The following is a 19,695-nucleotide window of genomic DNA, read 5'->3' on the forward strand; positions in this document are numbered from 1 at the left end:
AAAGGATGGTTAAAACATGATCGAGTTGGAAGAAGCACGAGAGAAAATGACCCAACATATGAAGAGTCAATGTGAAACAGAAGAAGTGGCGCTGCTTGATTCCTTGGGGCGGATTAGCAGAGAAACCATTTTTGCAGAGACAGCGATTCCTCATTTTCCTCGTGCCGGGATGGATGGGTATGCCGTTCGTGCAGTAGAAACACGAGGTGCGACTGCTGAAAGCCCAAGTTGTTTAAAAGTCGTCGGCTCTTTAGTGGCAGGGGATTCCATGTTTTATTGTAATCAGACGAATAACTGTGCGATTAAAATAACGACAGGTGCTTTTATTCCAACCGATTTTGATGCTGTAGTGCCACAAGAATGGACGGATTTTGGGCAGGACCATGTTAAAATTTTTCGCTCTGTCACTGCGGGCCAAAACTATGCGGAAATTGGAGAAGATATTGCTTTTCAGCAAAAAATTTTAGCAAAACATCAACAGATTAATAGTCGCATGATTGGTTTGTTGGCAATGCAAGGGATTGATAAAGTTGTTGTTTTGAAGCGCATGAAGGTGGGGATTTTAGCGACCGGTAGTGAGTTAGTTTCTTTGGAAGAACCACTGTCAGTTGGGAAAATTTATAATAGTAATCTCTACATGTTAGCAGCTTTTGTCAAAGCGAGTGGCAATGAAGTAATCCACCTAGACCATTGTTCAGATGACCCTGAAGAATTAGCGAAGAGGCTGATTGAGATTTCACCGAAACTTGATTTATTAATTACTTGTGGTGGTGTTTCGGTAGGTGAAAAGGACAATTTACCTTTAGCGATTAAACGTATCGGAGGAACAGAGTTGTTTCATTTTGTAAATATGAAACCTGGAACCCCAGTTATGGGAAGTCAATTTCAAGAAACACTCATTTTAAGCGTTTCAGGCAATCCGTTTGCGGCAATGGTTAATTTACATCTTTTTTACTGGACATTATTAGCTACTTTTTTTAATTGTGTCGAGTTAAATCTAAAGGAACGAACAGTAATTTTAGCGCATGAATTAGCCCCCAGTAGACTACGTCGATTTTACCGAGCGAAAGAAATAGATGGCAAAGTAAATTTAGTGACAAAAAGTCATCTTTCATCCAATTTATCAAATACTTTAGAAACAAATTGCTTACTAGAACAACCAGCTGGTGTACTACTCAAAAAAGGCGCGCTTGTAAAAGTCTATTATTGGCAAACTTGATGACAACCTGACCTAAGATTAGTATGAAAGTAAGAGCCTGGAACAAAAATCACTTTGAATTTTTGTTCCAGGCTTAAAAATTGATAAACGGCGGGAACAGAACCAACACTACGCGTTGCTCCGATCTCAACAACTTCTAAGGTGTTTTCTCGACATGCGTCTCGTCACAGTACAGCCTTCAAAAGAGCTACAGCTCTAAGAGTTGCGATGTTTCACTGTGAAGCATGAACAGATGAAATCATCGTACCTACTTGGTGAAGGTCCTTCGGAAATAAGCACTTCTGTCCCGACCTCTTATTGCTTATCAAGTTTTAAGACTTAGACAAAAGTCTGGTCAGGCTAAGCGAAGCACGTAATTTTTGTCGCTTAACTTTTTTAACTTCGATTTCTCGCTAAAAAAAATTGTGGATGCCAGATTGTTTTTTTGATGCAAGAGTGATACACTTGAAAAAGAAGTATTGTGTAAACGTTAACAAATGTCAAATGTGAGGTGGAGAGATGGTTCAAAGTAAGGAATTTACGCACTTGAATACACAAGGAGAAGTGCATATGGTTGATATTTCGGAAAAAAATGACACTCAAAGAACAGCCCTCGCTTATGGAGAAATTCACATGTTGGAAGCGACAGCAGAAGCGATCCAGACCCAAATGATTAAAAAAGGTGAAGTATTACAGGTAGCAAGAGTAGCTGGGATTACCGCCGCAAAACGAACGTTTGAATGGATTCCTTTGTGTCATTTGGTTGCTTTGACAAAGTGTGAAATTCAGTTTAATTGGCGCAATCAAACTTGTTTAGAAGTACGTTGCTTTACAAAAACAGTGGGTTCAACTGGCGTTGAAATGGAAGCGCTAACAGGTGTGCAGACAGCACTCTTAACAATTTATGACATGTGTAAAGCAATTGATCGCGGAATGACAATGACAAACATTGGTTTATTAGAGAAAAATGGTGGACGCAGTGGTCATTTCATTCGTTCTTCAATTAAATCAAAGGAAAGTGATGAGTGAACAGCATGAAAGATGCATTTAACCGTGAAATTGATTATGTTCGTTTGTCTTTAACAGATCGTTGTGACTTACGTTGCACGTATTGCATGCCAGCAACAGGTCTTTGCTTTTTAAAAAAAGAGCAGCTTCTAACAGATGATGAGATTATTTTTTTACTGAGGATATTAGCGAAAGAAGGCATCAAAAAAGTTAAATTAACAGGTGGTGAACCGCTTGTTAGACCAAATTTACTCTCTTTAATTAAAAGGATAAAGCAAATCTCAGGCATCGAAAAAGTAACCTTAACGACTAATGGCATGAAGTTAGCTCGTGAGGCTCAAGGATTAAAAGAGGCGGGCTTGGACGGCATTAATATTAGCTTAGACACTTTGGATCCAGAAGAATTTCGTGAAATAACAAGAGTTGGTCAGTTAAGGAATGTTCTGGCGGGCATAGAACAAGCGATTGATGTGGGATTACCTAATATCAAAATTAATACTGTAGCTAGGAAAGAGCTAAGTGAAGCAACAATTGTAGAACTGGCTGAAATCGCTAAGAAAGAGACTGTGCATCTTCGTTTCATTGAAATGATGCCAATTGGATTAGGGAAGGAGCATCCAGGTAAGCAACAAGAAGAAGTAGAAGCCATTTTAACCAAATATTATGGAACGTTGCAACCATACCAAAAACCATTGGGCAATGGCCCTGCTAGTTATTACGCCTTAAAAGATTTTAAAGGGAAAATAGGTTTTATTAGTGCATTAGGGCATTGTTTTTGCGAGACGTGCAATCGAATTCGAATTACTGCAGACGGCCATTTAAAAACGTGCCTGCATTCTGCAGACGGCTACTCGTTAAAGGAAGCTTTAGCTAAGGAACAAACAGCAGAATTGTTAGGGATTATCAAGAGTGGCATTGCCTGTAAGCCTGAAAAACATCTTTTCTTGGAACAACAAGGAGAACAACGATTTATGTCACAAATAGGAGGGTAAGTATGAAAACAGGAGAAATTATTGCAATAAATATTAGCCCGCGAAGAGGCACACAGAAAAAGGAAATTCCTGAAGTCAACTTAATTAAAGGTTTCGGATTAGAAAATGATGCGCACGGCGGTAATTGGCATCGACAAGTCAGTTTGTTATCTTTTGAAGAAATAACGGCTTTCAATGAAAAAGGAGCTCGGGTTGGTAATGGTGCTTTCGGGGAAAATATTATCGTCTCAGGGATTGATTTACGTCAATTACCTGTTGGAACGAAAATGAAAATAGGCGATTCCGAATTGGTGGTTACTCAAATTGGGAAAGAGTGCCATAAACACTGTCAGATTTATGCGCGAGTGGGCGATTGCATCATGCCTAGAGAAGGAATCTTTGCAGTTGTTGTGACAGAAGGTCATATTAAAAAAGGAGATCAGTTAGACGTTGTTTAAAGTTGGCATTGTAACATTAAGTGATCGTTGCTTTCAAGGACTTGCTGTCGACCAATCGGGGCCCTTGATTCGTGAACAGTTACCTGCGCTCTACCAGGTAACCAAACAAACCATTTTACCAGATGAAGAAAATCAATTAGTAGAGCTATTGCAAGAGTGGTCTAAGACCTGTGATTTGATTTTAACGACAGGCGGCACAGGGTTGAGTGAACGGGATCGGACCCCAGAAGCTACCTTACGTGTAGCAGAGCGAATCATTCCTGGGATCAGTGAGGGCTTGCGTCAACTTAGCTTGGAAAAAACACCATTTGCTATGTTAAGTCGAGGCGTTTCTGTTCAAAGAGGACGCACGCTCATTGTTAATTTGCCTGGTAGTCCAAAAAGTGTAACAGAACATTTGCATTTTTTGTTGCCTGTTTTGCCCCACGCTTTGGATTTAATCACAAATAAAAAAATCATACATGATGAGGAATAAACCATGAAAACAATTCGAACAGAAGAGGCAGTTGGCCTTCCGTTGAGTCATGATATTACGCGAATTGACTATGGAAAGACCAAGGAAGTGTGTTTTAAAAAAGGACATATAGTTGTTCAAGAAGATATTCCAATTCTTTTATCATTAGGGAAAAAACATCTGTTTGTTTCCTTGGATCCAGCAGAAATACATGAAGAAGAGGCAGCGACATTTTTGTATAACCTGTTAACAGATGACTCATGTCAGCCGAGTGAAGTCCATGAAGGAAAAATTGTTGCTAAAGCTAGCACGAGAGGTCTTTTAAAAGTCAATCGAGAAAAATTAATTGCTTTAAATGAAATTGAAGGTCTTGCCTTGTCAACTAAAATTACCAATATAGAAGTTCAGAAAGATGAAAAAGTTGCAGCCTTTCGAGTGATTCCACTAACAATTTCTAAAAGCCAATTAGAAAAGGCATGCCAGTTCAGCACGTCTGAGCCACTAATCTCTGTGAAACCTTTCAAAAAAATACGGGTCGGGATTGTAACTACTGGCAGTGAAGTTTACACAGGATTGGTTGAGGATGCTTTTTACCCTGTGTTAAAAGCCAAGTTCTCCGCGTATCCTTTAGTTACGATTGTCAAGCAAGAAATTGTCGATGATCAGCCGCAAAAAATTACTGTTGCGATCAAAAAGATGTTAGCACAAGGGCTTGATCTGATTGTTTGTACAGGTGGTATGAGTGTAGATCCTGATGATTTGACACCGTTAGCAATTAAGCAGGCAGGTGCTGAAATCGTAACCCATGGGACACCAGTCTTACCAGGCTCAATGTTTTTGCTGGCTTATAAAGGAGAGCAAACGATCATTGGCTTACCAGGTGGTGTTTTATTTTCAGAAAAAACGGTTTTTGATTTGTTGTTACCAAGATTAATGGCCAAAGAAGTGATTAAAAAATCTGAAATTATTGACTTGAGTTATGGCGGGTATTTATAAAAGAAAAGAGGCGTTCAAATGTCTAAACAAAAAAAGACTGTGTTCTTGCTTAGTTTATTCAGTTTAGTTGCCCTAATTGCTGCATGTACAAATCAGCCGCAAAAAGAAACAGTTTCAACAAAAAAAGAAGAAATAACCCTTGCGGCAGCAGCTAGCTTAGAATCAGTCATGGAGAAGAAAATTATTCCAGCCTTTGAAAAAGAGCATCCAGATATTCAGGTAACTGGAACCTATGATAGTTCTGGAAAATTACAGATGCAAATTGAAAAAGGCCTAAAAGCCGATGTATTTTTCTCGGCTTCGACAAAACAAATGAATGCATTGGTTGCAGAAAAACTAATTAATAAGAAAAGTGTCGTTCCTTTATTGGAAAACCAGCTTGTTCTTATTGTGCCTAACCAAGATCAAGCAAAGTGGCATGATTTTTCTGATTTAAAAAAAGCCCAAATGATAGCAATTGGTGATCCTGCGAGTGTTCCAGCTGGTCAATATGCCGAAGAAGGCTTAAAAGCTTTAGGTGCTTGGTCCTATGTAGAAAAACACGCAAGCTTTGGCACGAATGTAACAGAAGTCCTTGAATGGGTAGCGAATGCAAGTGCAGAAGCTGGCTTGGTTTATGCGACAGATGCAGCAACCAATTCAAAAGTAGCGATTGTTGCGGCCATGCCTGAAGCTGCTTTGAAAAAGCCAATTATCTATCCAGTTGGTAAAGTTGCCGCCTCTAAGAAACAAAAATCAGCAGATGCTTTTTTAAATTTTTTACAGAGTCAACAATGCAGAAAATATTTTGAAAGTATTGGCTTTAAGTTAACAAAGTAGGTGGGAAAATGGATGTTCGACCAATTCTTTTATCTTTTCAGACAGCAATAATCGCCATTTTATTTACTTTTGTTTTAGGAACAGGCGTTGCATATATTGTTTTTCGTTTGAAAAATCGTAAATTAAAAATTCTTTTGAATAGTTTATTTACGTTGCCATTAGTTTTACCGCCGACTGTTTTTGGTTTTTTTCTCTTAACTATTTTTGGTGTTCAGCAACCAGTCGGCCAGTTTTTACTTGATTTTTTTGCCATTCAAGTTGTTTTTTCATGGCCAGCTACGGTTATTGCTGCCGTTGCTGTTTCATTTCCTTTAATGTATCGTTCAGCCTTAACGGCGTTTGAACAAATGGATAGTGAGTTGTTGGCGGTGGCCCAGACACTCGGGTTTTCGGAAAGTCGATATTTTAGAAAAATTGCGTTACCTTTGTCGATGAACGGTCTCTTGGCCGGTGGCGTGTTAGCCTTTGCCCGCGGGTTAGGCGAATTTGGAGCGACGACAATGTTAGCAGGGAATATTGCTGGCAAAACAAGAACGCTTCCTTTAGCTATCTACTCTGCTGTAGCAAGTGGGGATTGGCGTTTAGCCAATCAATATGTTGTGATTATGTTATTACTTTGCCTGATTATTTTATTTTTTACGGAATTTTTTAGTCAGCGCGCTTGGAGAAGATCGGAATGAGATTAATTGTTGATATTCAAAAAGAATTGAAAAGTCATACTTTGCAAATTCAGTTTGAAACAAAGACTCAAACAACAGGAATTTTAGGTGCTTCTGGTTGTGGCAAGAGTATGTTATTAAAATGTATTGCGGGTGTTGAGACTGCGGATAAAGGTCAGATTGTTTTAAATGATCAAGTCTTATTCGATGCTGAACAAAAGATCAATTTGTCGCCGCAACAACGAAAAATTGGTCTTTTGTTTCAACAGTATGCGTTGTTTCCTCATTTATCGGTAGTAGAAAATCTGACGTGCGTGACAAAAGATTTACAATTGGTCACTCAATTGCTTGCGTCTTTTCACTTAACTAAAGTCCAACAACAATATCCTAGTCAACTTTCTGGAGGACAAAGACAACGAGTGGCTTTTGCGCGAATGCTAGCGGCTCAGCCGGCTTACCTATTATTAGATGAGCCATTTTCCGCATTAGATGCACCCTTAAAGGAAGAGCTGCAAATTGAACTTCAACAGCGATTAAGTAATTTAAATCAACATGCCTTAATTGTGAGTCATAGTTTAGATGAACTGTATAAGTTATGTCAGAGTTTAGTGATAATCACAAAAAAACAAACACTTTTTGGTGCAACAAATCAATTATTTAACCAACCTCAAACGATTGAAGCAGCTAAACTCACTGGTTGTAAAAATATTTGGCCTGTCAAACGCATAGATGCGCACAGAGTCCAAGTGATTGGCTGGCAACAAACACTAACGGTTACACAAGAAGTTCCTATTTCTTGTCATTCTATTGGTATTCGGGCCCATGATTTCACAACAGAACCGCAGGCAACCAATCAAATCGAAGTGCATCACTTACAAACATTGTCAGCACCTTTTGAACAAAGTGCTTGGTTTCAACACCAACAAACCAAAATTTGGTGGAAAGGCAGCAATAGACTCAATCCGAAAGTTATTACTCAGTTATCCATTCCACCTACAGCAATTATGCCATTATGTCTATAAAATAGAAAAAGATTACGTGAAGCAGTTGACATATGATTGCATCTTCATTTATAATAGATTCATGAAAGGTTATTCATGTAAACGGAATAATCGCTATTATATAGGGAGTGAAGGTGTTTAAATGCAAAAGAGTTATAAACTAGAAGGACTTGATTGTGCAAGTTGTGCAGACAAAATTGAAAAATCTGTCCAAAAAATTCACGGAGTAGAAAAAGCGCGTGTAGACTTCATGGCTGAAAAAATGACACTGGAAGTTGAATCAGGACATGATTTAGAAGTCGAAAATGAAGCGCGTGCAGTGATTGGTAAGTTAGAACCAGATGTCAAAGTTATTTCTTTAAAAGATGTCAAAGAAGAAGAGGGACGTAATCCAAATAAGAATCGCTTAATTCGTATCATTATTGCATTTGTTTTATTTTTAGCACTTATTATCATTAAGCCAAGTAATAATTGGGTTGCTTTGGCGTCTTATTTAGTCGTTTATGTCTTAATTGGTGGCGACATTGTCAAACGAGCGGTAACGAATATTTTTCGTGGGGAAGTGTTTGATGAAAATTTCTTAATGTCTGTGGCAACGATTGGGGCATTTTTTATTGGGGAATATCCCGAAGCTGTGGCAGTAATGTTGTTCTACCAAGTCGGCGAATGGTTCCAAAGTGCTGCGGTTGATCAATCCAGAAAATCAATTGCCAAATTAATGGATATTCGTCCAGATTCAGCAAACCTTTTAGTAAATGGACAAATAAAAGCGGTCGCTCCAGATACAATTGAAATTGGGCAACAAATATTAGTGAAACCAGGTGAAAAAGTTCCATTAGATGGTCAAATTATTGATGGATCAAGTATGATAGATACCTCTGCGTTGACTGGTGAATCCGTTCCAAGAACGGTCAAAGTCGGCGATGAAATCTTAGGTGGTTTTATTAATAAAAATGGGGCCTTGACTATTAATGTTACGAAAAAATTTGGGGATTCAACAGTTAGCAAAATTTTAGATTTAGTTGAAAATGCTAGCAGTAAAAAAGCCCCTGCAGAAAACTTTATTTCTAAATTTGCTCGTTACTATACACCAGTTGTCGTTGTTTTAGCTGTCTTATTGGCAGTGATTCCACCATTTATTTTCCCTGATACTTCTATTAATGAATGGGTTTATCGGGCATTAACGTTCTTGGTTATTTCTTGTCCATGTGCCTTAGTCATTTCTGTTCCTTTAAGTTTCTTCGGTGGAATTGGCGGAGCCAGCAAACTAGGTGTTTTAATTAAAGGGAGCAACTATTTAGAAATTTTAGCGAATACGGAAACGATTGTTTTTGATAAAACTGGTACGCTAACAAAAGGAAATTTTGTGGTTCAAAACATAACTAGTGTTGTTTTACCTGAAGAAGAGTTGTTGCGTTTAACAGCAACAGCAGAACAATTATCCACTCATCCAATTGCTATTTCTATTAAAGAAAGCTATGGCAAAGAAACTGTTCCAGCAACAGCAATTGAAGAGGTTGCCGGTCACGGTATCAAAGCCACAATTGAAGGCAAAACAGTTTTAGTCGGTAATGCGAAGTTAATGAGACAATTTGGTATCGAAGCACCAGAAGTGAAGGAAGCGGGAACTTTAATTTTTGTCGCTATTGATAATCAATTTGCAGGCTACTTAGTGATTGCGGATCAATTGAAACCAGACGCCATTTCAGCAATAAAAGAATTAAAAGCTGAAGGGGTCAAACAAACTGTTATGCTGACTGGAGACAATCAACAAGTTGCAGAAGCTATTGCAAAAGAAGTTGGTGTTGACAAAGTTTATGCGGAACTTTTACCAGATGGCAAAGTGGATCGTTTAGAAGAGTTGTTAAAAGCATCTTCACCTAAAAACAAAGTTGCCTTTGTTGGTGATGGTATGAATGATGCACCTGTTTTAGCTCGGGCTGATGTTGGGATTGCCATGGGTGGTTTAGGAAGTGATGCTGCAATTGAAGCTGCTGATGTGGTGATTATGAATGATGAACCAAGTCGTATCGCCTCTGCGATTAAATTATCAAGAAAAACATTGAGAATTGTTAAACAAAACATTATCTTTGCGATTGCTGTTAAAATTATTGTTTTGGTACTAGGTGCATTAGGCTTGGCTTCAATGCAAGCAGCAGTGTTTGCTGATGTTGGTGTAACTATTATCGCTGTTTTAAATGCTATGCGTTGTTTACGTGTAGAAAAGATGAAAGATAATAACTAAGCCTTAAAAAGTACAGCTGAAACAAACATTTTTAGCTGATTATCAGAGTTTGAGCGTGGGACAAAAATCACTTTGACTTTTTGTTCCACGCTTTTTCTCCTACACAATTTCTATTCGTTCTTAAATTGCCAGAGTTCTTGTAAAGAAATCTTTAAATTTTTCGCTTTGTGGCATATAATAAGAGAGAATTTGTACGAAAATTGCGCTTCGCTTTTTTTTCATGGTACAATAAGCAAGAATGGATTGATTTACAGGAGGGAACCTCAACATGGCATCAAATGAAAAAACACGATATAAAGCAATCATTGCAGACCATACGTATACAATTATTGGCCAAGAGTCAAAACAACATATGGATTTAGTCACAAAAATTGTCAACGAACAACTGGCGGAAATTAAACATCTTTCTCCGCAAACTGATACGGAACAAGCTTCTGTTTTATTAGCAATTAATGCAATTTCAGATCAACTAAAAAAACAAGAATATGCTTTAAAATTGGAAAAACAAGTAGCAGATTTAAAACAGAAAACCATTCGTTTGGCTGAATTAGAGAATCGTGTGCGCCGAATGGAAATTATCGAAGAAGAAGCACGGGATGTTTTGAAAAAGAATGGACAAGAAGATGTAGAAATTCATAATCATGTGGAAGCCCAACAAATTTTGAATGAAAATCGAAAACAGCAGATTCAAAATAAAGGTGTTTCGGAGTAGTTCCTGAAAGGATGACAAGATGTTAACAATACTTATTTTATTACTTTTAGCCTTTGGATTTTATACAGGAGCTAAACGAGGCTTGATTTTACAAGTGCTCTATTCGGTAGGTTATTTAATTTCATATTTTGTTGCTCGAACCTATTACAAAGAGGTCGCTTCTCATTTAGAATTGTATATTCCATATCCATCGGTTACGCCAACGTCAAAGCTTGTCTTTTTTAATCAAGAGATTTCTTTAGACTTGGACAAAGCCTTTTATTCAGCAGTTGCGTTTTTATTATTGCTGTTTGCAGGCTGGTTGGTCGTTCGTTTTTTAGCTATCTTTTTACATGGATTAACATTTATTCCAGTTTTGAAACAGGTAAATGGACTATTAGGTGGCGTATTAAGTGTTCTTGTATTATACGTGGGTCTTTTTCTAGTGTTAGCTACGGCGTCAATGATTCCGTCAGATATTGTCCAAAATCAGTTTCGGTCAAGTGGCTTGGCACGAGGCATTGTAAAAAATACCCCAATTCTAACAAAACAAGCATATGAATTATGGGTTGAACCAATTACGAAATAAAGCTGAATGGGACTGAGATAGAGATAAGAAGTAAGTGAGCAAAGCGAAACTTCTTATGTTATGTCTCAGTCTTTTCAACAAATGAAAAAGTTAGAAAAGTAGGTGGAAAAATGAATCAGCGTATTCTATCAACATTAGGGTTTGATAAAGTAAAACAACAGTTGTTGCAATTTATTGTGACAGCTCAGGGGACAAACGAAGTTTCGGAATTATTACCGATTGCTGATGAAAATAAAATTCAATCATGGCTAAATGAAACACAGGATGGTTTAAAAGTTCAACGATTACGTGGTGGAATCCCCATTCCTAAATTAGAAAATATCCAACCACACATGAAACGGATTGAAATTGGTGCGGATTTAAATGGCATAGAATTAGCACAAGTAGGCCGTGTCTTGTCGACTACTTCAGAACTGACTCGTTTTTTTGATGAGTTAAGTGAAAATGAAGTTGATTTTGAACGTTTATATATGTGGCGAGAGCAACTAGAAGTTTTGCCTGAATTAAATCGCCAACTCAAACAAGCCATTGATGATGATGGCTACGTCACAGATGAAGCTTCGCCAGCCTTAAAGGCAATTCGGCAAAATATTCGACGTAGTGAGCAGACCATTCGAGAAGAACTAGATAGTATTATTCGTGGGAAAAACGCACGTTACCTTAGTGATGCTCTTGTTACTATGCGAAATGAACGCTACGTAATTCCAGTCAAACAAGAATATAAAAATATTTTTGGTGGCGTGGTTCACGACCAAAGTGCTTCAGGACAAACCTTATTTATTGAACCTAAACAAATTTTAGAAATGAATAATCGTTTGCGACAACAACAAATTGCCGAAAGAAATGAGATTACTCGCATCTTGGCAGAACTGTCGGCTGAGTTGGTCCCTTATCGCCGAGAAATTACGCATAATGCTTATGTCATCGGTAAACTTGATTTTATTAATGCTAAGGCGCGACTAGGAAAAGAACTAAAAGCAGTTGTTCCAGAAATTAGTCAAGCAAATCATGTAGTTTTTAAACAAGCCCGGCACCCACTATTGGATCCAGAAAAAGCTGTAGCCAATGACATTGTGATTGGAGAAGAATATCAAGCAATTGTGATTACAGGGCCTAATACCGGCGGGAAAACCATTACTCTGAAAACGTTAGGTCTTTTACAATTAATGGGTCAAGCTGGATTACCTATTCCAGTTGAAGAAGAAAGTAAAATGGGTATTTTTACAGAAGTATTTGCGGATATCGGGGATGAACAATCGATTGAACAAAGTTTAAGTACTTTCTCTTCACATATGACGAATATCGTGTCTGTCTTAAAGAAAGTCGATCATCAAAGTTTAGTACTATTTGATGAATTAGGTGCTGGGACAGATCCGCAAGAAGGGGCCGCTTTAGCGATTGCCATTTTAGATTCATTGGGTGCTAAAGGAGCCTATGTGATGGCAACAACCCATTATCCTGAATTAAAAGTGTATGGCTATAATCGAGCTGGAACAATCAATGCCAGTATGGAATTTGATGTAGATACTTTGAGTCCAACCTATCGTTTATTAATTGGTGTGCCTGGCCGAAGTAATGCTTTTGAAATTTCGAAACGTCTTGGATTAGACAACAGTATTATCGAGGCTGCAAAACAAATAATGGACGGTGAAAGTCAAGATTTAAACGAAATGATTGAAGACCTGGAAAATCGTCGCAAAATGGCCGAAACTGAATATTTAGAAGCTCGCCACTATGTCGATGAATCGGCCGCTTTGCATAAAGAACTGAAAGAAGCCTATCAAGTATTTTTTGAAGAACGAGAAAAAGAATTACAAAAAGCGCGGAAAGAAGCGAATAAAATTATTGCAGAAGCGGAAGAAAACGCAGAAACCATTATTTCTGATATTCGCAAAATGCAATTGGAAAGTGGCCAACAAGGTGGTGTCAAAGAACATCAGTTAATTGATGCGAAAACACAACTTTCTCAATTACACCACGAAGAAACTAAGCTTGCTAAAAACAAAGTGCTGAAGAAGGCGAAAGAGCAGAAAAAATTAAAAGCTGGCGATGAAGTAATTGTCAATACCTACGGCCAACGAGGGACCTTATTAAAAGACAACGGCAAAGGACAATGGCAAGTCCAATTAGGCATTTTAAAAATGAACGTATCTGAAGAGGATATGACGCCTGTCGCTCCACAAAAAGAAGCAAAACCAAGAGTTACAACGGTTCGTTCTGCAGAAAGCAGTCATGTTAGCACACAACTAGACTTACGTGGCAAACGCTACGAAGAAGCATTGGCAGAAGTTGACCAATACATTGATGCTGCGATTCTAGCGGGCTATCCACAAGTAACCATTGTTCACGGCAAAGGAACAGGTGCATTAAGAACCGGAATAACGGAATTTTTAAAAAATCACCGCAGTGTGAAAAGCTATGAATTTGCGCCACAAAACCAAGGTGGTAATGGTGCGACTGTCGTAAAATTCCAATAAACAAGGACTTACAATAAGTAAGCAGAACACTCGCTATCTTAGAGATGACATGTTATACTAAGCATGTAATAAGAGTAAAGAGTAGGAGGTTTGTGAAATGACACAAGCAATTACCGATAAAGATTTTGCAACAGAAACAGATGAAGGATTAGTCTTAATCGACTTTTGGGCAACTTGGTGTGGCCCTTGTCGTATGCAAGCACCCATCTTAGAACAATTATCTGAAGAATATGATGAAGACGAAGTAAAAATCGTCAAAATGGATGTGGATGAAAATCCTGCAACACCAGCAAGTTTTGGAATCATGAGCATCCCAACATTGCTATTGAAAAAAGATGGCGAAGTTGTTGAAAAAGCAGTCGGTGTTCATACAAAAGACCAATTGCAAGCAATGATTGCCAAACACTTATAAACGTTGATTAGTCATTACGAATAGTCTGATTCAGTCTGAAGAGAAATCATTAGCGATTGTCTTTTCAGGCTGTTTCTTTCGTACATAAAGTAGCGGCTTTTTTTGTTTAATTACAAAAAGAGGTGTATAATAGATGAAGTATTTTGTTAGAAAGGAAGTATCGTATGAACGAACGAATAAAAAATAAATTAGCACTGCTTCCTGATCAACCTGGTTGTTATTTAATGAAAGATAAAAACGGCACGATTATCTATGTTGGGAAAGCCAAAATTTTGAAAAACCGTGTCCGGTCTTATTTTCGTGGTAGCCATGATACTAAGACAGAACGATTAGTCAGTGAAATCGATGATTTTGAATATATTGTGACAGAATCGAATATTGAAGCACTTTTATTAGAAATTAATTTAATCCATAAAAATAATCCCAAATATAACATCATGTTAAAAGACGATAAAACCTATCCTTTTATTAAAATCACAAACGAAAAATATCCTCGTTTAATGATTACTCGAAAGGTTTTAAAAGACAAAGCGTTATATTTTGGACCATATCCAGATGTAAATGCAGCGAATGAAACAAAGAAACTGTTAGATCGGCTTTTTCCTTTGCGAAAATGTAATCCGTCGCAAAAAAAACCTTGTTTGTATTACCATTTAGGGCAATGTCTGTGTCCCTATGCTTTTGATGTAGATCCGCAAGTCTACAAAGATATGGTGGAAGAGATTAAAGGGTTTCTCTCTGGTGGACATACAGAAATTCAAGACCGCTTACAAGAAAAAATGGCTTATGCAGCAGCACATATGGAATTTGAAAAAGCTGCAGAATTTCGCGATCAAATTAAAGCGATTGAAACAGTTATGACCCGCCAAAAAATGACGAATGTGGATTTAATTGATCGTGATGTGTTTGGTTATGCTGTTGATAAAGGCTGGATGTGTGTCCAAGTATTCTTTGTCAGACAAGGAAAATTAATCGAACGTGATGTATCGATTTTTCCATTTTATGATGATGCCAGTGAAGCATTTTTAACTTTTATTGGACAATTTTATCAAGAGAATGAGCATTTTGTGCCAAAAGAAGTCTTGATTCCTGATGACATTGATAAAGAAAGCGTCGAAGCTTTATTAGCTACGAAAGTCTTGCAGCCGCAACGGGGAGAAAAGAAAAAACTGGTTAAATTAGCCAGTAAAAATGCTGCAGTTGCTTTAAATGAAAAATTCGATTTGATTGTACGGAAACAAGAACGAACAATTGGCGCAGTTGAAAAATTAGGCAATGCGATGAACATACCTGCGCCCATTCGAATTGAAGCATTTGATAATTCAAATATTATGGGAACCAACCCTGTTTCTGCGATGGTTGTGTTTATTGACGGACGGCCAGCTAAAAATGAGTATCGAAAATATAAAATAAAAACTGTCCAAGGTCCTGATGATTACGCTTCTATGAGAGAAGTCATTTATCGCAGATATTCACGAGTTTTAAAAGAAGGCTTGCCTTTTCCTGATTTAATTTTAATCGATGGTGGTAAAGGTCAAGTCGATGTTGCTAAAGATGTGTTAGCCAATCAACTAGGAGTCGATATTCCTGTAGCTGGATTAGCCAAGAACGACAAGCACAAAACGAGTGAACTTTTATTTGGTCCAAACTTAGAAGTTGTACCATTGGAAAGAAACTCACAAGAATTTTTCTTGTTGCAACGAATCCAAGATGAAGTCCATCGTTTCGCCATCACATTCCATCGTCAATTACGTAGTAAAAATAGTTTTGCTTCCAAATTAGATAACATTGAAGGCTTGGGACCGAAACGCAAAAAAAATCTTTTAAAAGAATTTAAATCGCTTAAAAATATTACGGCAGCCAGTGTTGAAGAATTAAGAAAAGCTGGGTTACCTGAAACTGTCGCAAAGAATGTGTATCGTCATTTGCACCAAGAAACAACCTCTGAGATAGAAAAATAAATGAAAATGAACCAGACCAATTAGGTGCTTTTCCTAATTTGTCTGGTTTTTTTATTCAATTTTTTCATGAAAAGTTGAACTCTCAAGAAAATATGATAACGATTTCTTTCGTGATATACTAATACTAACTTAAAAGAGAGGACGTCTGATCATGAAAATACTAACACCCGTTTATCAAATAAAATTTAAAAAAGTACCAAATCAATTACTGATTGATGAGCGTTTAATAAATGAATTGGGTACGTGGCTGAATCGTACAGGTCGAATTTGGGCCTGCCAATCATCAAAATCGGCAAAGGAATTTAAAAATACATTTTATGAAAGTACAGGCTTGTCCGCAAATGAAGTGCATATTTCTGCCGAGACGGATGGTCTTTTTCGTTTAGCAGAAAATAAAGCGTCTGATTAAAGTGCAGCATCTTTCCATAACAATTGTCATTGACAAGCCAACACAGTAAAGATACGATATGAGTAACTAAACAGCGGTTTAGAAAAAGTGAAGGGGGCGTTTATGTGTTAGAGGTAAAAGAGTTAGTCAAAACCTTTGGGGATTTTAAAGCAGTTGATCATGTATCCTTTACGATACCGGACGGGAAAATTTTAGGATTAATTGGCCAAAATGGTGCCGGGAAAACAACTACGTTTCGCTTGATTTTAAATTTTTTAACACAAGATAGCGGGTCGGTTTTATGGAATGGTCAACCATTAAACGAAAAAGAATACAATATTATTGGTTATTTACCAGAAGAACGGGGTTTATATCCTAAAATTACGATTGAAGACCAACTAATTTATTTCGCTTCATTGCGGGGGAAAACTAAAAAAGAAATTGAACCTAAAATTGACTTTTGGATGGAAAAATTTCAAGTTAAAGGCAAAAAAACGGATAAAGTTAAATCTTTATCAAAAGGCAATCAACAAAAAGTTCAATTGATTGCGACACTTATTCATGAACCGAAGTTAATTATTTTAGACGAACCATTCAGTGGCTTGGATCCAGTTAATGCAGAATTATTAAAAGACGGCATTATTGAATTGAAAAATCAAGGTTCTTGTGTCATTTTTTCCAGTCATAATATGGACAATGTGGAAAAAATCTGTGACCATTTAGTCATGTTAAAAAATGGACGCATGGTTTTAGATGGTCAGGTTCATGAAATTCGACAACAATTTGGTCGAACAAAATTATTTTTAGAATCACCGTTATCTGTTGAGGAAGTTGCTGCTACAGCAGGTGTGAAAGAAGCACACTTGCGACAAGATGGCGTCTTAGAAGCGACATTAGAAAACGCTGAAGTGGGCAAAGTGTTGTTTGATAAAGCGACAGCCAACGGCTACATTCCAATGTTTAATCAACAACCACCAACATTGGAAGAAATTTTCAAAATGAAAGTAGGTGGGCAAGATGAGTAAATTTTGGATTATTGCGACTGATGTCTATAAGAAAAATGTGAAGTCGCTGTCTTTCTTAATCATGATTTTAGCGCCATTTCTTCTTGTAGGAATTGTTTACTTAGCGGGCTCTCTAGCTAGCGGTTTTTCAGGAGATACTACCATTGGTCTGGTTTCGGAAAACCAAGCGCTGGTTAAAGAGTTGACAAAGAATAAAACAGAGGACTTTTCTTTCAAAGCTGTTTCTTCTGAGAAAAAGGCCCAAGAACAATTAAAAGACGAGAAAATTGATGCCTATTTACTTTTGGACACTACAGATAATCAGATTTCTGGTCAGCTTTACTCTGAACGCTCTTTAGGAAATGCAACCGAGATGCTAATTCCTCAAATGTTAAACCAATTACAAACAATGGCGAATGCCAATCGTTTAAACCTAACAGCTGAGCAAGTTGCCATGTTGAATCAACAAGCAACATTTAAAAAAGCCAAAATTAGTTTTGATGAAAATGGCAAAATAAAAACAGGAGAAGATAACACAGGGATTCAAATGGCGTTAGCAATGGGGATAACAATTTTGTTATTTGTCTTCATCAGCAGTTATTCTTCAATTATTGCCCAAGAGATTGCTTCTGAAAAAGGCACTAGAATCATGGAAGTTATTCTCTCTAGTACAAAAGCGCAAACCCATTTTTATGGCAAATTAACTGGGGTTATTCTAGTAGCTTTAACACAAATTTTTATTTACGGAGTGGCGTTTGTTCTCGGCTATTCTCAATTGAAAAATCTTGATTTTATGAAAAGTCTATTAAGTGGTATTTCACCACAAAGTATTTTTTCATCAACCTTTATTTTTACATTAGGCTTTTTCATTATTGGTATTCTCGTTTTTGCTGTTTTGGCAGCACTTTGTGGTTCTCTTGTTTCCAAACCAGAGGATACAGCAAAAGCAGTTCAGCCCATCATGTATATTGGTTTAATCGGTTATATGATTGGCATTACGTTTGGGACGAATGATCCACAAAATATCGTGGTGAAAGTGACTTCCTTTATTCCGCTGATTTCGTCATACATTATGCCAGTACGCTTGGCGACCGAAACGGCATCAACAATGGAAGCAATTGTCTCATTAGTGATTTTGGCAGTCTTTGGAATTATTTTAACAATCTTCTCTGCTCGTTTATACAAATCAAACGTTCTTGTATACAGCGAAGGCGGCATGATTCAATCCTTAAAACAGTCAATTTCTATTTTAAAAAATGAACAAAAGCATAAATAATTTTTGTTTAACTCTAAAAGGACCCGGTAAATCAGTCAAAGTGACTGATCTGCCGGGTCTTTTTTAGGCACCGTTCGTCGTTCAACTAGACGAACGGTTAATTTTTTTTCAGGAATGTTCGTCTGATTTAATTGGTTGTATAGGTAAATAAATGAGTTTTCGGCTTGATACTGAATGGCATAATCAACAGTCGTAATATGCATCAACTCACTGACATAACTATTATCAAAGCCAATGACAGCGACATCGCGAGGAACGGTATAATTTAGATTTTCAAGTTCTGAAATAAACTCAGCTGCTACGTGATCATTATAAAAGGCCAAAGCTTCTGGCTTGTCGGTTAATTGTTGCCAGTAGTGGGCAATTTTGCGACCAGAATGGTTAGTATACTGATCATTAATCAGCCACTCAGCTTGCCAAGGTGCCTGAGTGTTTTCATAAAAATCTTTCATTGCACGTTTTCGTGCGTGCGTGTTTAAATTTTCGGGATTACCGAGGACATGACCGATTTTTTGGTATCCTTGTTGTTGTAAATATTCTAAGGAACGATAGTAACCAGAGTAATGATCAATGTAGGAAGAGTATATATTAGGTGAATCGATACGATGCCAGGTTGCTAAAGGGCCATACGCGCTGTAAGGCTCAATCACCGACCATTCATTTGTTCGTGTCAATAAAAACAAGCCATCTAATTGTTTGTATTTTAATTGGTTCAAGGCATCAATTTCTTTCTGCTGATCGCCATCTGTAAAAAATAAGGTTACGGAATAATTGTATTTTTTGGCAATTGAAATAAAGCGATTCAAGAAAATACCTAAGGAACCTAAATAGCTAGGGGCTAAAAAGCCAATAGTTTTTGTGGCACCTGCTCGTAAATTCCGCGCCACATAATTCGGGGTATAATTTAATTCTTTCATTGCTTTGAGAATTTTTTCTTGACTATCGGCACTCACATATCCTTTTCCAGAAATTAAGCGAGAAACAGTCGATTTCGAGACACCGGCAACTTTTGCTACATCAATGATAGACGTCATTTTTTACCTCCAAAGTGGAATGTATTCTTATAAGAAGTATAGCATACATTTTTT

Annotated in this window: 19 protein-coding genes; 18 read left to right on the forward strand and 1 reads right to left on the reverse strand. The window is 37.4% G+C overall.

The features are described from left to right. Positions 1 to 16: 16 nt before the first annotated feature. From IGL86_RS05675 to IGL86_RS05760, 18 genes are all read left to right on the forward strand, one after another. On the forward strand, positions 17 to 1,219 hold the full coding sequence (locus IGL86_RS05675) for a molybdopterin molybdotransferase MoeA (protein WP_430605666.1): 1,203 nt from the start codon (positions 17 to 19) through the stop codon (positions 1,217 to 1,219). A 498-nt stretch (positions 1,220 to 1,717) separates the two neighbouring features. Further along, positions 1,718 to 2,227 carry a cyclic pyranopterin monophosphate synthase MoaC gene (gene moaC / locus IGL86_RS05680; RefSeq protein WP_010713439.1) on the forward strand — a complete coding sequence of 170 codons (510 nt, stop codon included), beginning with the start codon at positions 1,718 to 1,720 and terminating at the stop codon, positions 2,225 to 2,227. Next, positions 2,224 to 3,198, forward strand: a complete 975-nt coding sequence (gene moaA, locus IGL86_RS05685) for a GTP 3',8-cyclase MoaA (protein ID WP_080113331.1) — start codon at positions 2,224 to 2,226, stop codon at positions 3,196 to 3,198. The genes moaC and moaA overlap by 4 nt, the downstream gene beginning before the upstream one ends. 2 nt (positions 3,199 to 3,200) lie before the next feature. Next, positions 3,201 to 3,635: an MOSC domain-containing protein gene (locus tag IGL86_RS05690; RefSeq protein ID WP_002357714.1), complete on the forward strand. Its 435-nt coding sequence runs from the start codon at positions 3,201 to 3,203 to the stop codon at positions 3,633 to 3,635. Continuing rightward, entirely contained in the window at positions 3,628 to 4,110 is a 483-nt protein-coding gene (locus IGL86_RS05695; RefSeq protein WP_002361756.1) for a MogA/MoaB family molybdenum cofactor biosynthesis protein, read from the forward strand. Before IGL86_RS05690 ends, IGL86_RS05695 begins: the two co-directional genes overlap by 8 nt. 3 nt (positions 4,111 to 4,113) lie before the next feature. Then, positions 4,114 to 5,085: a molybdopterin-binding protein gene (locus IGL86_RS05700; protein ID WP_033625652.1), complete on the forward strand. Its 972-nt coding sequence runs from the start codon at positions 4,114 to 4,116 to the stop codon at positions 5,083 to 5,085. A gap of 18 nt (positions 5,086 to 5,103) precedes the next feature. Continuing rightward, entirely contained in the window at positions 5,104 to 5,904 is an 801-nt protein-coding gene (gene modA, locus IGL86_RS05705; protein ID WP_002398258.1) for a molybdate ABC transporter substrate-binding protein, read from the forward strand. 8 nt (positions 5,905 to 5,912) lie between these two features. Continuing rightward, on the forward strand, positions 5,913 to 6,584 hold the full coding sequence (gene modB, locus IGL86_RS05710) for a molybdate ABC transporter permease subunit (protein WP_002357709.1): 672 nt from the start codon (positions 5,913 to 5,915) through the stop codon (positions 6,582 to 6,584). Beyond that, positions 6,581 to 7,585, forward strand: a complete 1,005-nt coding sequence (locus IGL86_RS05715; RefSeq protein WP_033625653.1) for an ATP-binding cassette domain-containing protein — start codon at positions 6,581 to 6,583, stop codon at positions 7,583 to 7,585. Before modB ends, IGL86_RS05715 begins: the two co-directional genes overlap by 4 nt. Before the next feature lie 121 nt (positions 7,586 to 7,706). After that, positions 7,707 to 9,809, forward strand: a complete 2,103-nt coding sequence (locus tag IGL86_RS05720; RefSeq protein WP_033625654.1) for a heavy metal translocating P-type ATPase — start codon at positions 7,707 to 7,709, stop codon at positions 9,807 to 9,809. 268 nt (positions 9,810 to 10,077) lie between these two features. After that, positions 10,078 to 10,521, forward strand: a complete 444-nt coding sequence (zapA, locus tag IGL86_RS05725; RefSeq protein ID WP_002357706.1) for a cell division protein ZapA — start codon at positions 10,078 to 10,080, stop codon at positions 10,519 to 10,521. Between the two features lie 19 nt (positions 10,522 to 10,540). Then, positions 10,541 to 11,089 (forward strand): CvpA family protein, encoded by a 549-nt coding sequence (locus IGL86_RS05730; protein ID WP_002357705.1) that lies wholly within the window; start codon positions 10,541 to 10,543, stop codon positions 11,087 to 11,089. A gap of 110 nt (positions 11,090 to 11,199) precedes the next feature. Further along, positions 11,200 to 13,566 carry an endonuclease MutS2 gene (locus IGL86_RS05735; protein WP_010823651.1) on the forward strand — a complete coding sequence of 789 codons (2,367 nt, stop codon included), beginning with the start codon at positions 11,200 to 11,202 and terminating at the stop codon, positions 13,564 to 13,566. Positions 13,567 to 13,663: 97 nt separating this feature from the next. Then, positions 13,664 to 13,978, forward strand: coding sequence for a thioredoxin (gene trxA / locus IGL86_RS05740; RefSeq protein ID WP_002357703.1), 315 nt, complete (start codon positions 13,664 to 13,666; stop codon positions 13,976 to 13,978). A 164-nt stretch (positions 13,979 to 14,142) separates the two neighbouring features. Beyond that, the gene (gene uvrC / locus IGL86_RS05745; RefSeq protein ID WP_033625655.1) at positions 14,143 to 15,939 is read left to right on the forward strand and encodes an excinuclease ABC subunit UvrC; all 1,797 of its coding nucleotides are present in this window, start codon (positions 14,143 to 14,145) and stop codon (positions 15,937 to 15,939) included. Between the two features lie 151 nt (positions 15,940 to 16,090). After that, positions 16,091 to 16,348 carry a DUF3884 family protein gene (locus IGL86_RS05750; protein WP_010713433.1) on the forward strand — a complete coding sequence of 86 codons (258 nt, stop codon included), beginning with the start codon at positions 16,091 to 16,093 and terminating at the stop codon, positions 16,346 to 16,348. A 104-nt stretch (positions 16,349 to 16,452) separates the two neighbouring features. Then, entirely contained in the window at positions 16,453 to 17,352 is a 900-nt protein-coding gene (locus IGL86_RS05755) for an ABC transporter ATP-binding protein (RefSeq protein ID WP_002357699.1), read from the forward strand. Beyond that, positions 17,345 to 18,607, forward strand: coding sequence for an ABC transporter permease (locus tag IGL86_RS05760; RefSeq protein WP_002357698.1), 1,263 nt, complete (start codon positions 17,345 to 17,347; stop codon positions 18,605 to 18,607). The genes IGL86_RS05755 and IGL86_RS05760 overlap by 8 nt, the downstream gene beginning before the upstream one ends. 35 nt (positions 18,608 to 18,642) lie before the next feature. On the opposite strand, the gene IGL86_RS05765 is transcribed toward IGL86_RS05760, so the two are convergent. Then, on the reverse strand, positions 18,643 to 19,641 hold the full coding sequence (locus IGL86_RS05765; protein WP_033625656.1) for a LacI family DNA-binding transcriptional regulator: 999 nt from the start codon (positions 19,639 to 19,641) through the stop codon (positions 18,643 to 18,645). Positions 19,642 to 19,695 lie beyond the last annotated feature (54 nt).

Origin of the sequence: Enterococcus sp. DIV0774 (assembly GCF_050539095.1) — a bacterium.
Classification (GTDB): Bacteria; Bacillota; Bacilli; order Lactobacillales; family Enterococcaceae; genus Enterococcus; species Enterococcus faecalis.